Here is a 12,969-nt window from a genome sequence, read left to right as displayed (position 1 = left end):
TGACTGATAGCGGGTCTCAGGGGTTGATAAAAGCTAAATAAGAATAAAGTAAAAAGACAGCAAATCAACTTTGATTTGCTGTCTTTTTAAAATTAGGAAATATAATATCAATACATTTCTATTTGACCTACCTGATGAATTTTAAAATCCATATATCCATTGGGCTGAACAATAAAATACATTTTATTTTCCCCAGAAACTAGAGGTCCTTTGTAGTCCTTTTCAAGCTCTACAAAAATTGTAGCAATATACTCCACGTGGTGTGAGCCTCTATCTATTTCTTTAATCTTTGATAGATCTACTTTTTTGAGCCCTTTCTTAAACTCGTTTACTTCAAAATAAGAAGTCGGTAATAGCTGCTTTTGAGCAACTTGTGGGCTAGTTAATAATTTGGTAAATAAAATATGAACAGGATTTATTTTGTCTGGAATATCTAGGTCAACCACTGGTCTCTTACTAACACGCCAACCTATGCTTTCAACTAATTGATATTCTACGCTGTACATTATTTTTTCTGAAGGCTCACCGATAGGTACAGTTAATCGATATTGAACCTTATCCTTATCCTTTTTTATAACCTCTGAGGTAGCTTTTTTCCATTCCTCTAAAGAGCCTATGTCGGCTTCTTTTTGAGCAAGCTTTCCTTTATATTCTAAAATCTCTAAGTCCTTTATAAACTGTTCTGCTGCCTGTGATGTCATAGCCTCTGTTAAATATTTCATGAGCTTGGCCTTGGTATTAATGTTATTTGATAGGTAACGATAGGCTAAGTCATTATATAGAAAAGTATCATATTCTCTATCCTTATAGCCTCCTCCACTACTTACAAACAGATAGGCCTCCTGATATTTAGCAGCTAGGTCCACAGCTAGTTTGTCAGTTAGCTGATCTTTTTGAATAACGGTTTGGTTACTCTTTATATTCCCTGTTGTGGCTGCCTCTGTTATCGGAATAAATGAGGTGTGTAATAGAGTAATCGTGGCTAATGCTAATAATACTTTTGTAGTTTTCATTTAAATTCCTCCAATTTGTGTTTGTTTAATAAAGCAAAAATATTAGAAAAGGTATTTTAGTGAATTTGGAGAATAGATAGCTAATAAAATATTATGTTGAGGGAGCAAAGATTATGTCTGAAGAGTTAAAAGAAGTTTATGTAACTTTGTACATAGTCGATTGTATTGAAAGAGGGGCAAACCAGTAGTCATATTTTTGACTACTCGGTGCCCCATTAAATTTAACTATATATATATCAACATTCTTAATTTGTAACCTTAAAAAGCTTTGTTAAAGTTATTGGTTGATTTTGACTAACAATTTTTTTTAGTGACTGTAAATATAAACAAAGGTACTTTCAAATGGCTGCTAAGAACATGAACTAGAGTATGAAATTTAGGTTGGTGAACTTTTAGCTTTGTTTATGCGAGGGAATTTATTAGCGCTTTATCGATGCTAAAGCTGTTCCAATTTATTGATTGGAGCGCCAGACGGCGACTCCTACGGGATGAGTGAGACAGATAAGACATCACAACCACGCGCGTTAGCGATGGGTGATGGCTTATCGCTCACCCCGAGGAAAGCGTCCGGCTGGCGCGGAAATCAATTCTACTCTCTGATTTAAGATTTCTTTATATCATAAATCAACCCTACTCTTTAACATAGCTTTTAAAAAAGCCTTGAGTGATCGACAGCTGAAATCGTCTTAGTTAGGTAAAGGATATTTTATAGCATTCTTTTTTATTTTCTTTTTTGCCGCTTCTTTTAAGTCTATGTCTAATAGGTTTGCCAGTTGAAGGAGGTAGATTAAAACGTCTGCCGCTTCTTCTTCAATGCCTTGTTTATCATTTGCTATAGCTTCTTCTGGGGTACGCCATTGAAAATGCTCTAATAGTTCACTAGCTTCTAAAGATATAGAGATCGCGAGACTACGAGCATCGGTATTGCGAACCCAACCTCTTTTTTTGTTGAACTCTAAAATTTCCTCTGTTAATTCCTTCATATTCTTCTGCCCCTTTTGTAACCATAAAATGGTTTATGTATTGTATGACTACCATTATTATAGCCAAGCTTATGAACAAATGGTCTATATTCTTTTAAACATAGTGGCTTATGTATTGATATAATATTGAACTATACATAATGGGATGGAGGGAGATATATGAATCTAAAAGGAGTCTTACTATTAATATTCTTATTTCATACTGTTGTAAACGCAACTAGACCTGTCATTACACTTTCAGCGGATGAATATGGGGCTTCTATTTGGATTATTGGTATTTTAACCTCTACGTTTGCCTTTTTACCATTAATATTTTCGATTCATGCAGGCAAAATAATAGATAAAAGAGGAGATAGGCTCCCTATTGTTATTGGGTTTGTTAGCCTTATAGCCGGAATGATTGTACCAGCTGTTTTTTCTACTATATGGTCATTGTTTGCAAGTCAGTTACTGTTAGGGATAGGGAATATAAGTATACCTATTGCGTTACAAAATCAGTTAGGTCACCAAACGACTAAGAAAAATAGAGATTATTATTTCAGTATGTTTAGTTTGTGTGTTGCTTTTGGAGCTGTAATAGGTCCTCTCATGGGTGGATACTTATCTGAACATATATCCTTTCAAATTGTTTATATAGTATGCGTGGGGATAGGATTAGCTGGCATTATCTTCTCTTTAAAAATCCCTAAGGCAGAGCAACAAATACATAGAAAGCCAACTAAAATGATTGACTCTATCAAGCTATTAGAAAGCCCGTTAATAAGAAGGGCCTTGTTCTCCAGTGCCTTAGTTCTTTATTCAAAAGACATCTTTGTTGCCTATTTTCCGTTATTAGGAAAACAAATGGACTTGTCTACGTCTACAATTGGTTGGATCATAGCGCTCCAGGGATTAGCAACCATGTTTGTCCGTTTTGTATTACCAAAGCTTTTAGAAACATATAAGAGAGAATTTATCCTATTCGTATCCATATTTGTCGCAGGGATTGCCTTTTTATTGTTGCCTTTGACAAGCTCCGTTATTGTAATTGCATTTCTTGCTATTATGATGGGATTAGGTTTAGGGTGCGGACAGCCAATCTCCATGACAACGACTTATAATGCATCTCCACCAGAACGGACAGGGGAAGTTTTAGGACTACGAATAACTATAAATCGCTTATTTCAGCTCATAGCACCAGCTTTTTTTGGGGTAATTGGAGGCTCTGTTGGAGTGGCAGGCGTATTTCTTTTTAGTGGTGTTTTTCTAGTTGGAGGATCGTGGTTGTTTAAGGGGAAGAAAGGTGAAGAAGATTAAAGCTGTTGATAAACGCTAATCTTTTAATAGAGGTTAGTGTTTATTATTTCCAAAAAAACAATATTATTGTATAGTTTGAAATAATTAAACTTTTATGAAGGTAGTGAGTAAGATGAATCAAGGAGTTACTGCTAAGGACGTTGCGAAGCTTGCCGGCGTTTCTCAATCTTCTGTCTCACGTGTTTATTTTAAAGGGGCGACTGTGTCTCAAAAAACTCGTGAGAAGGTATTAACTGCCGCTAAGGAATTAGGTTATAGACCGAATGAATTTGCCCGTAGTTTAATTACAAATAGAACGAAAATAATTGGTTTAGTTATGAAGGGGGTCCAGAACCCTTTTTATCCACAGGTATTAAAGCAATTTACAACTGCATTTAAAAAGTTGGGCTACAGCATTTTATTTGTGTATACAAATAACGATGAGATTCAACAGGAGGATATTGATACATTACTTAACTATAATGTTGCGGGTGTCATTATTACGGATGCCACGTTGTCTTTGAAGGCAAACGAGGATCTATTTAATAACAGAATTCCTTTAGCTTTGTTTAATAGAAAGATTGATGGTAATAAGTTTTATTCGGTATGCTGTAACAATTTAGAGGCGAGTAAACAAATTGCACAGTACCTATTGGAGGCAGGTTGCTCTAATATGATTTATATTTCTGGCAATGAAAACACATCAACTAGTATAGAGAGAGAAAAAGGCTTTGTAACAGTATTAAAGGAAAATAAAGTAGAATATAAAAAATATATTTCTGATTTTACTTACGAGGGTGGGTATAAAACAATCGAGAAAGTAGTGTCTCAGGGAAAAGTACCCGAAGCGATATTCGTGGCGAATGATATTATGGCTCTAGGAGTGATTGATTCCTTAAAAAAACATCATATAGCTGTTCCGGATGAAGTGAAGGTGGTGGGATTCGACAATATTGAGATGTCCGCTTGGCCTTCTTATAGTTTAACTACTTGGGAGCAGCCAATAAATGAAATGGTAAACGTAACAGTGGACTATTTAACCACGGAAATCAGCGAATACTCTGGTCAGGCCCAAAATATAGAGATTGAGGGAAAACTAATTGTTCGTAATTCAACATATAAATAGTTGACTAATTAATGTTTTTAGAATAATCTTACTTGTATATATTTTTGCATACGTATGCAAAGAAGGATTGTATTTTTATGAATGCGTTTTCAAACAAAGGGGAGGAATTACAAATGGTAAAAGTAATTAAGTCTGGAAAGTCACAAGAAGAAGTAAGTGCTAATGATTTAAAGGTATCTCAAATAGTGTCAGAGGCCTTGAAGGATGTAGAAACAAGAGGAGATCAAGCAGTCCGTGAATTATCAGAAAGATTCGATAAGTGGTCACCTGATTCATTCCGTTTATCAAGCAAGCAAATTGAAGAAATGGTAGCTCAAGTACCGTCAGAGGTAATTGAGGATATAAAATTTGCTCAAAAAAATATTCGAGAATTTGCAGAAGCACAGCTTGCATCCCTTCAGGATGTAGAAGTAGAAAATATTCCAGGAGTAATTTTAGGACATAAAAATATCCCAGTAAATAGCGTAGGCTGTTATATACCTGGTGGGCGGTACCCAATGGTTGCCTCAGCTCATATGAGCGTATTAACTGCAAAAGTCGCTGGAGTAAAAAGAGTAATTGCATGCACCCCTCCGATTAATGGAGAAATCCCTTATGCTACTATTGCTGCTATGTCGTTGGCAGGGGCAGATGAAATCTATTTGCTAGGTGGTATTCAGGCAATGGCTGCAATGGCAATTGGGACTGAGACTATTCAACCGGTAGATATGATTGTTGGCCCTGGTAATGCATTTGTAGCAGAGGCAAAGCGTCAGCTCTATGGCCGCGTTGGTATTGACTTGTTTGCTGGTCCGACTGAAACCTTAGTTGTAGCGGACCATACAGCAGATGCAGAAATGGTTGCTACAGATATTCTAGGGCAAGGAGAACATGGTCCAACTTCTCCAGGAGCTTTAATAACTACTTCAGAAAAATTGGCAGAGGAAACGTTAATAGAGATTGAGCGTCAGTTACAAACTTTACCTACGGCCGATGTAGCGAGAGTCTCATGGGAAGATTATGGTCAAATTCTTTTAGTAGATTCTATTGAAGAAGCTAGAGTAGAGGCTGATCGTTTAGCATTTGAGCATGTGGAAATTTTGACAGAAGATCCTAATTACTTCTTAGAAAATATGACGAACTATGGCTGCCTTTTCTTAGGGCCAGAAACGAATGTTGCCTATGGAGATAAAGTTATTGGTACAAATCATACACTTCCAACTAAGGGTGCGGCAAGGTATACGGGCGGCTTATGGGTAGGTAAATTTATTAAAACAGTAACTTATCAAAAGGTAACACCGGAGGCAAGTGCTTATATTGGGGAATATGCAGCACGTTTATGTCAGTTAGAGAACTTTGCTGGACACGCCGAGCAGGCACTATTAAGAGTAAGACGTTACGGAAATAAATAGTTCGTAGGGGTGAAGGGGGAAAAAGGATGTTAGGTTTCATAGGATTATTTGGTGGTCTCGCGTTATTGATTTATTTAACTATGAAGGGGATGAACCTTCTCATTGCCGCACCACTCACAGCTCTGTTCGTTGGGGTATTTAATGGACTTCCATTGTTTCCACAGCTTGTAGAGAAGGGTGCTGATAATTTCTTAACTAATTATATGGGAGGCTTTACTAGCTTCATAGCTTCTTGGTGGTTAATGTTCTTAGCGGGTGCCATTTTTGGTAAAGTCATGGAGGATAGTGGGGCAGCAGATAGCGTGTCCCAATGGATTGTTAGTAAAATTGGTATTAAGCGTGCAGCGCTAGCTGTTGTAATTGCCTGTGCTGTTTTAACTTATGGGGGAGTAAGTTTATTTGTAGTAGCCTTCTCGGTATATCCAATGGCTTTGAGTTTATTTAAGCAAGCAGATTTGCCAAGACGCTTTATACCAGCTGCTCTTGGCTTTGGTTCTACAACCTTTACAATGACGTCAGCGGGCTCACCAGAAATTCAAAACTGGATTCCTATCCCATTCTTAAAAACATCTCCTTATGCAGGTTGGGAAGTAAGCATTATTGTAGCTGTTTTCATGATGGCATTTGGTTATTGGTGGCTGAAAAAGATGATTAAGAAAGCAATGGATAATGGCGAGTCATTTGTGAGTAGGGAATCTGATGTAACCACGGCTGCTCGTAAAGAATTGCCCAATCCATTACTAAGTATGATCCCTTTAGGTGTAGTATTAATTATTTCATTTGTCTTACATAAGGAATTGGAAACTTCGGCATTAATCCTTGCATTGACCGGTGGTATTATTGCTACCTATCTAATAAACAAAAAGTATTTTCAAAATTTCAGTGGTGCTGTTGCTGAAGGAGCAATGGGTGCTGTTATCGCCATTGCCAATACCGCGGCTGTTGTGGGCTTTGGTGGTGTAGTAAAGGTTACTCCCGCATTTGAATCAGCAGTTGATGTAATGACTGGTATACCAGGTAGTCCACTAATTGGTGGCGCGTTAGCCGTAGCTGTTATCGCGGGTTTAACCGGTTCATCTTCAGGTGGACAGGCAATTGCCTTACCGCTTTTAGCACCACATTATTTAGATTTAGGTGTAAATGCAGAAGCGCTTCACAGATCCGTTGCCATTTCTTCTGGGTCTCTAGATTCATTGCCACAAGGTGGCTATGTAGTTACGACTATTCGTTCAATCTGTGGAGAAACACATAAGGATGCTTATCCGGCCTTTGGGGCTTTAACCGTTGTTGTGCCGATACTCGGTGTAATATTAGCAGTTATTCTTTTCTCTTTTGGCATAGGGATATAATCACAATACCCAACAAGCAGTGGTGCATTTGCTTGTTGGGTATTGGTTATTAAAATACATATTAGGGGTGTGAACAAATGGAAAATGTATCAATTTTAGGTTGTGGGACAATGGGACACTCCATTGCTTTATCCGCAGCGTGGGCAGGGTTACATGTAAAAGTATATGGAGTTAGTGAGCAGGATCTGGAGATTGCTAAAAAAGGCCTTCAAAATAAAATAAAAGTAATGAAGGATAATGGATTATTTAATGAAAAGGAAGCAGCACGCATTATGGATCTCATTAAGTTATCTATATCTCTAGAAGAGGTTGTAAAAGAGACAACCTTTATTATTGAAGTAATACCTGAAGTACTAGATCTTAAAAAAAATATGTATAAAAAATTAGAGGCTCTAGTGGATAAGGATGTTATTATAGCAAGCAATACGTCTGGCTTTATGCCAAGTTTATTGGCAGAGGGAATGGATCACCCTAATCGTTTTGTTGTTACACACTTTTGGAATCCCGGTCATCTAATTCCTTTAGTTGAAGTAGTAAAGGGTGAAAAGACAGATAACGGTACGGTTCAGCGAGCTATGCAAGTACTTCAGCATATGAAGAAGAAACCGGTTTTATTAAACAGAGAGATTCCAGGATTTATAGGGAATCGCTTACAGTACGCGTTATTTCGGGAAGCACAATCCCTACTTGATGCAGGGGTAGCAACTAAAGAGGACATCGATGCAGCAGTAACATATAGTATTGGGCGTCGTCTTCCGGTAACAGGTCCTTTAATGACTGCGGATATGGGAGGTCTTGATGTTTTTTCTGCTATTTCAAATTATCTTTTTGAGGACTTGAGCACCGATCAAAAATCCGGTAGAGTGCTTACACAGTTAGTGGAAGAGAATAAGCTTGGAGACAAAAGTGGAGAAGGCTTCTATACATGGGACGAGCAATTTTCTCAGCTTAAAAATGTAGAACGTGAACAGATGTTAATTCATTTTCTTAAGGGAGACATGAATTTAGGAGGTAGCGATGAATAATTTCTTTTCTGAGTTAGAGCATAAAACTGTAATTGTAACAGGGGGTAGCAAAGGAATAGGGAAAGATATAGCCCATACATTTGCTAAGCTAAAAGCTAATGTGGTGATTTCCGGACGAGAAGGTATAGCATTAGAGGAAACGCTGAAAGAACTACAAGGCTATAACGATCGATGCATCTCTGTTCAAGGCGATTTAAGTAAAATGGAGAACATTAATAATTTAATAGAGACGACAGTAAAAGAGTTTGGAACAATTGATGTACTTATCAACAATGCAGGAGTTAATATTGCAAAGCCTGCATTAGAAGTAACGGAGAATGACTGGGATACTGTCTTAGATTTGAATTTAAAGTCTGCATTCTTTACAAGCCAGGCAGCGGCTAAATTTATGAGTAAACAAAAAAATGGTAAAATTATTAATATAGCCTCTCAAATGGCCTTTGTAGGCTATTACAATAGAGCGGCATATTGTTCTAGTAAGGGAGGTCTAGTTCAACTAACAAAGGCTTTGGCAGTTGAATGGGCTAAGCTTGGTATTAACGTTAACGCGGTGGCACCTACCTTTATAGAAACAGAGTTAACTGCCAAAATGTTTGAAGATGAAGATTTTAAAAGGGATGTCGAAAATAGAATTCTCTTAAAGGGACTTTCGCAGCCAAAGGATATTTCTGGAGCAGTGTTGTATTTAGCCTCTGATTTGGCGAATTTCGTGACTGGCGAAACTTTAAAGGTTGATGGTGGATGGACTGCAATTTAAGATTGGAGGAATTCAATTGAAGGGTAAAGTAGTATTTATAACTGGGGCTGCCAGAGGAATTGGCTATGATGTCGCTAAGGCATTTTTAGAGGTAGGAGCAAGCGTAGTTATTTCAGATTTGAATAAAGTGGCATTAGACGAGGCTGTCTCCACTCTAAATGGGCAAGTAAAGGGTATTGTCTGTGATGTAACGAAAGAAGAGGACATAAAGAACGCCATTGAATCTACAGTAGATTCCTTTGGAAGAATAGATATATTGATAAATAATGCAGGCATGCAGCATGTTTCATTAATAGAAGATTTCCCGACAGAAAAGTTCGAGCTATTAATAAAAATAATGCTAACAGCTCCTTTTGTAGCTATGAAATATGCATTACCACACATGAAAAAGCAACAATTTGGCCGGATTATTAATATGGCTTCTATAAACGGCTTGATAGGATTTGCAGGAAAAGCCGCCTATAATTCGGCTAAGCATGGGGTGATTGGGTTAACAAAGGTTGCCGCATTAGAGGCTGCAGCTGATGGAATTACAGTGAATGCAATATGTCCAGGCTATGTGGATACATTGCTTGTACGCAACCAATTTGAAGATTTAGCTAGAACGAGAAATATCAAGGTGGAACAGGTACTGGAAGAAGTATTGTATCCCCTAGTTCCCCAAAGAAGATTATTAGACGTTCAAGAAATCACAGACTTAGCTTTGTACGTGGCAAGTGAATCTGCCAAAGGAATGACAGGCCAGGCAATCGTTTTAGATGGTGGTTATACAGCCCAATAATAAAAGGCCCTTATTTTGTAAGGGCCTTTTCTATATAATAATCTAAATTATGCTTTACTTGATTTTTCGGTAAAGAAGGTGATAACTAAGAACATAAAGAATGCAAAAAGTAAAACAGTTCCACCTACGATAAAGAAGACCATAACCAATGTTTCATTTAAGTCAAAGGGATTTAGATTATACATCCACATGCCCAATGTTAATCCTAATGCGCCTATCATGGCACTAATACTTTGTACAGTTACCATCCATTTATGTTTGACTGTAAATACTTGATAAAAAATCCCCCATGCAAAGACAGATAACCATCCTACTAAAAGTATGTGAGCGTGGATTGGTCTTAGTGAGTAGTCCATCTGGCCCGCCATATGCGAACCAATATAAGTTCCAATCAGTCCAAATAATGCTGCAAAACGAATTAATCGTATACTCCAAGTTTTTTCCATTATTATCTCTCCTCTCAAAACCTCAGTTTAATGATTAAATATCTTTTCCACAAGTGGTAAATTTACTTTGACTTGAATATTTCAAATTTGATTAGAAAGAATATAAAAGTAAAAGGAAAGTTCATAGAGAGTTCATATACCTTCTGTAAACTAACTATTTGATAGAAATTTTGAAGGAGGAAAAACGCTCATATGAAAAAACTATTACACCCAATTACTGACTGGGTCTCAACTAAACGAGGCATGTGGATTACCATTATTGCTTGGTTAGTCCTCATGATTGGACTAAGTGCTGGGCCACAACTTGGAGAGTATAAGGTAACTAATTTTCAATCTTTACCTGACGATGCAGCTTCTATAATTGCCAGTGAAAAATTAGATGAATACTTCCCTAATGATCAAGGGACCCCTGGAATCCTAGTTTTTCATAACGAGGATGGAGAAGTAAATGTTGAAAGTGTAAAAAATATTCTTGAAGGTATTCAACAAGCAAATATTGATGGGATTGACACCATCGTTGATATTGCTTCATTACCAGAACAAGCACTAGCATCTTTTATCTCTGAGAACGGTACAACTATGATTGTACCTATGAATCTCGAGGCTGGATTAGGAAATGATCAATATGCTGAGATTAATGATGAAGCTTCCAAGATTGGGAACGACATAGCTAAAAGCACTGGGGATACACAATTCTATATTACTGGTCCTGCGGGTATTGCAGGAGATACTGTAAAGCTATTTGAACAGGCAGATATCCAATTGTTACTTGCTACTATAGTTATTATTTTAATATTATTAATAGTTATTTATAGATCACCATTGCTGGCATTTATCCCATTGTTAGCAACTGTTATCGTTTATCAGGTAGCAAACCAAACGATTGCTCTTTTGGGAGCAGGTGGGTTAGAAATTAATAACTCTACTACTTCGATTATGAGTATTTTATTGTTTGCAGCTGTAATTGATTATTCGTTATTCGTATTCTCACGTTATCGTGAAGAGTTGAATCATTATGAAAGTAAATATGAGGCAATGAAATATGCGATGCGTGCTACTGGTGAGCCAGTATTCTTCGCTGGAGGAACAGTCCTAGCTGCTATGCTTGTTCTATTCTTTGCTGATTTCCGTGATTATCAAAACTTTGCACCAATTTTTGGGACAGCTGTATTTATTATTATGATTGCTTCCATTACATTAGTGCCTGCCTTATTTACTTTGTTTGGTCGCAAAGCATTTTGGCCAAAAGTACCAAAGTATGGAGAGCAAAAAGAAGTAAAACATGGCATATGGGGGCCAGTTGCTAAATTTGTTGTTAACAAACCATTTTTGACAGGTGGTCTTGTCTTTGTATTGATGGTTATCACTGCTTTAAATATGTTTAATCTAAAATTTGAATTCGATACCGTTAAGTCATTCCCAGAAGACCTACCTTCTCGTGAGGGTTATGAAATAGTTGAATCTAACTTTGACAAAGGTGAGCTTGCTCCTACGTCTATTTTAGTAGAAAGTAATTCAAACCTTTCAGATGATCAAGTAGAAGACTTAAGAGTCTTACTTGAGGAGCAAGAGAATGTAGCTTCTGTGAGGTTAACTAACGCTAATGAAGAACAATCCTTAGTAAAATATAGTCTAGCATTTGATATCAATCCTTATTCTACTGAAGCAATTGATCATATGGATGATATGCGCACAAGTAGTAAGGATATACTCAAGGCTGCACAAATTGATGGAGATATTCATTTTGCTGGCACTACAGCTAAGCTTGTAGACGAGCGGGAAACTAACAGCAGTGATATCTATAAGATAGTGTTATTGGAAACATTATTAATAGTAGTTCTATTATTTGTTTTGACTCGATCATGGAAAATGCCTCTATACATGATGGCAACTATTCTTCTTTCCTATTTATCAGCATTAGGATTAGGGATTTTCCTTGTAGATGTGTTATTTGGTTACGAGGCAATAAGCACACGAGTTCCAGTTTATTCCTTCATCTTCTTAGTTGCACTTGGGATCGACTACAATATAATTTTAGTCTCCAGGTTCATAGAAGAACGTAAAAACTACAAGGTAAAAGACGCTCTGGAAATAGCGATCCGTAATACAGGTGGAGTAATTTCTTCAGCTGGTATCATTCTTGCGGCAACATTTGCAGCACTAACAACAATGCCAATAGCAGATCTATTCGTCTTTGGCTTCATCGTATCAATAGGGATCATTATAGACACATTCCTAGTTCGCGGAATGCTTCTCCCAGCTCTAATACTCCTATTCGAAAACGATAAGAAGTAATATAGAAAAGCGGAGGCGCCTGTCTTTGCCCCGACAGGCAAATGGGAAAAAGCGAGGAGGCAGCTCTTCAGCCACCGGAGCTTTTCACCATTTGACCCCGAGGGGCAAGGCGCCGGAGCTAGACACCAAGAAAAGCGCAAGCGCCTATGTCTGCCCCGACAGGCAAATGGAGAAAAGCGAGGAGGCAGTTCCACAGCCACCACAGCTTTTATCCATTTGACCCCGAGGGGCAAGGCGATGGAGCTAGACACCAAGAAAAGCGAAGGCACCTATCTCTGCCCCGACAGGCAAATGGAGAAAAGCGAGGAGGCAGTTCCACAGCCACCGGAGCTTTTATCCATTTGACCCCGAGGGGCAAGGCGCTGGAGGTAGACACAAAGAAAAGCGCAAGCGCCTATGTCTGCCCCGACAGGCAAATGGAAAAAAGCGAGGAGGCAGTCCAAAGCCACCGGAGCTTTTAGCCATTTGACCCCGAGGGGCAAGGCTGCTTGCGCTAGACACAAAGAAAAGCGCAAGCGCCTATCTCTG

At 38.0% G+C, this 12,969-nt stretch carries 12 protein-coding genes; 9 read left to right on the top strand and 3 right to left on the bottom strand.

From position 1 onward, the window contains the following. Nucleotides 1–107: 107 nt before the first annotated feature. Both HF876_RS05655 and HF876_RS05650 read right to left on the bottom strand, forming a co-directional pair. Entirely contained in the window at nucleotides 108–1,013 is a 906-nt protein-coding gene (locus HF876_RS05655) for a DL-endopeptidase inhibitor IseA family protein (RefSeq protein WP_169359090.1), read from the bottom strand. Between the two features lie 686 nt (nucleotides 1,014–1,699). Next, nucleotides 1,700–2,026, bottom strand: coding sequence for a MazG-like family protein (locus HF876_RS05650; protein ID WP_346764039.1), 327 nt, complete (start codon nucleotides 2,024–2,026; stop codon nucleotides 1,700–1,702). Nucleotides 2,027–2,155: 129 nt separating this feature from the next. On the opposite strand from HF876_RS05650, the gene HF876_RS05645 reads away from it, so the two are divergent. The 7 genes from HF876_RS05645 (at nucleotide 2,156) to HF876_RS05615 (ending at nucleotide 9,700) form a co-directional block, all read left to right on the top strand. Next, entirely contained in the window at nucleotides 2,156–3,292 is a 1,137-nt protein-coding gene (locus HF876_RS05645) for an MFS transporter (RefSeq protein WP_169359088.1), read from the top strand. A gap of 112 nt (nucleotides 3,293–3,404) precedes the next feature. Beyond that, entirely contained in the window at nucleotides 3,405–4,397 is a 993-nt protein-coding gene (locus HF876_RS05640) for a LacI family DNA-binding transcriptional regulator (RefSeq protein ID WP_169359087.1), read from the top strand. A 113-nt stretch (nucleotides 4,398–4,510) separates the two neighbouring features. Beyond that, entirely contained in the window at nucleotides 4,511–5,788 is a 1,278-nt protein-coding gene (gene hisD / locus HF876_RS05635; RefSeq protein WP_169359086.1) for a histidinol dehydrogenase, read from the top strand. 26 nt (nucleotides 5,789–5,814) lie between these two features. Beyond that, the gene (locus tag HF876_RS05630) at nucleotides 5,815–7,137 is read left to right on the top strand and encodes a GntP family permease (RefSeq protein ID WP_169359085.1); all 1,323 of its coding nucleotides are present in this window, start codon (nucleotides 5,815–5,817) and stop codon (nucleotides 7,135–7,137) included. 77 nt (nucleotides 7,138–7,214) lie between these two features. Beyond that, the gene (locus HF876_RS05625) at nucleotides 7,215–8,162 is read left to right on the top strand and encodes a 3-hydroxyacyl-CoA dehydrogenase family protein (RefSeq protein ID WP_169359084.1); all 948 of its coding nucleotides are present in this window, start codon (nucleotides 7,215–7,217) and stop codon (nucleotides 8,160–8,162) included. Next, a complete protein-coding gene (locus tag HF876_RS05620; protein ID WP_169359083.1) occupies nucleotides 8,155–8,919 on the top strand; it encodes an SDR family NAD(P)-dependent oxidoreductase in 765 nt (254 codons plus the stop codon). The genes HF876_RS05625 and HF876_RS05620 overlap by 8 nt, the downstream gene beginning before the upstream one ends. A gap of 16 nt (nucleotides 8,920–8,935) precedes the next feature. Next, nucleotides 8,936–9,700 (top strand): 3-hydroxybutyrate dehydrogenase, encoded by a 765-nt coding sequence (locus HF876_RS05615; RefSeq protein WP_240949656.1) that lies wholly within the window; start codon nucleotides 8,936–8,938, stop codon nucleotides 9,698–9,700. Nucleotides 9,701–9,747: 47 nt separating this feature from the next. On the opposite strand, the gene HF876_RS05610 is transcribed toward HF876_RS05615, so the two are convergent. Continuing rightward, the gene (locus tag HF876_RS05610; protein ID WP_169359081.1) at nucleotides 9,748–10,146 is read right to left on the bottom strand and encodes a hypothetical protein; all 399 of its coding nucleotides are present in this window, start codon (nucleotides 10,144–10,146) and stop codon (nucleotides 9,748–9,750) included. Between the two features lie 192 nt (nucleotides 10,147–10,338). Here HF876_RS05610 and HF876_RS05605 point away from each other — a divergent pair, with 192 nt between their 5' ends. Together HF876_RS05605 and HF876_RS05600 are read left to right on the top strand one after the other, a co-directional pair. Continuing rightward, nucleotides 10,339–12,441 (top strand): MMPL family transporter, encoded by a 2,103-nt coding sequence (locus HF876_RS05605; RefSeq protein WP_169359080.1) that lies wholly within the window; start codon nucleotides 10,339–10,341, stop codon nucleotides 12,439–12,441. Between the two features lie 25 nt (nucleotides 12,442–12,466). Beyond that, nucleotides 12,467–12,661, top strand: coding sequence for a hypothetical protein (locus HF876_RS05600; RefSeq protein ID WP_169359079.1), 195 nt, complete (start codon nucleotides 12,467–12,469; stop codon nucleotides 12,659–12,661). The last annotated feature ends 308 nt before the right edge of the window (nucleotides 12,662–12,969 follow it).

It is taken from the genome of Psychrobacillus sp. BL-248-WT-3, from assembly GCF_012843435.1.
In the GTDB taxonomy this organism is placed as follows: Bacteria; Bacillota; Bacilli; order Bacillales_A; family Planococcaceae; genus Psychrobacillus.
This window is presented reverse-complemented; position numbering and strand designations above follow the sequence as displayed.

Coding starts and splice junctions, on each gene's coding strand:
- HF876_RS05655 (WP_169359090.1), bottom strand. CDS start 1,013: ATGAAAACTACAAAAGTATTATTAGCATTAGCCACGATTACTCTATTA.
- HF876_RS05620 (WP_169359083.1), top strand. CDS start 8,155: ATGAATAATTTCTTTTCTGAGTTAGAGCATAAAACTGTAATTGTAACA.
- HF876_RS05645 (WP_169359088.1), top strand. CDS start 2,156: ATGAATCTAAAAGGAGTCTTACTATTAATATTCTTATTTCATACTGTT.
- HF876_RS05605 (WP_169359080.1), top strand. CDS start 10,339: ATGAAAAAACTATTACACCCAATTACTGACTGGGTCTCAACTAAACGA.
- HF876_RS05625 (WP_169359084.1), top strand. CDS start 7,215: ATGGAAAATGTATCAATTTTAGGTTGTGGGACAATGGGACACTCCATT.
- HF876_RS05610 (WP_169359081.1), bottom strand. CDS start 10,146: ATGGAAAAAACTTGGAGTATACGATTAATTCGTTTTGCAGCATTATTT.
- HF876_RS05640 (WP_169359087.1), top strand. CDS start 3,405: ATGAATCAAGGAGTTACTGCTAAGGACGTTGCGAAGCTTGCCGGCGTT.
- hisD (WP_169359086.1), top strand. CDS start 4,511: ATGGTAAAAGTAATTAAGTCTGGAAAGTCACAAGAAGAAGTAAGTGCT.
- HF876_RS05630 (WP_169359085.1), top strand. CDS start 5,815: ATGTTAGGTTTCATAGGATTATTTGGTGGTCTCGCGTTATTGATTTAT.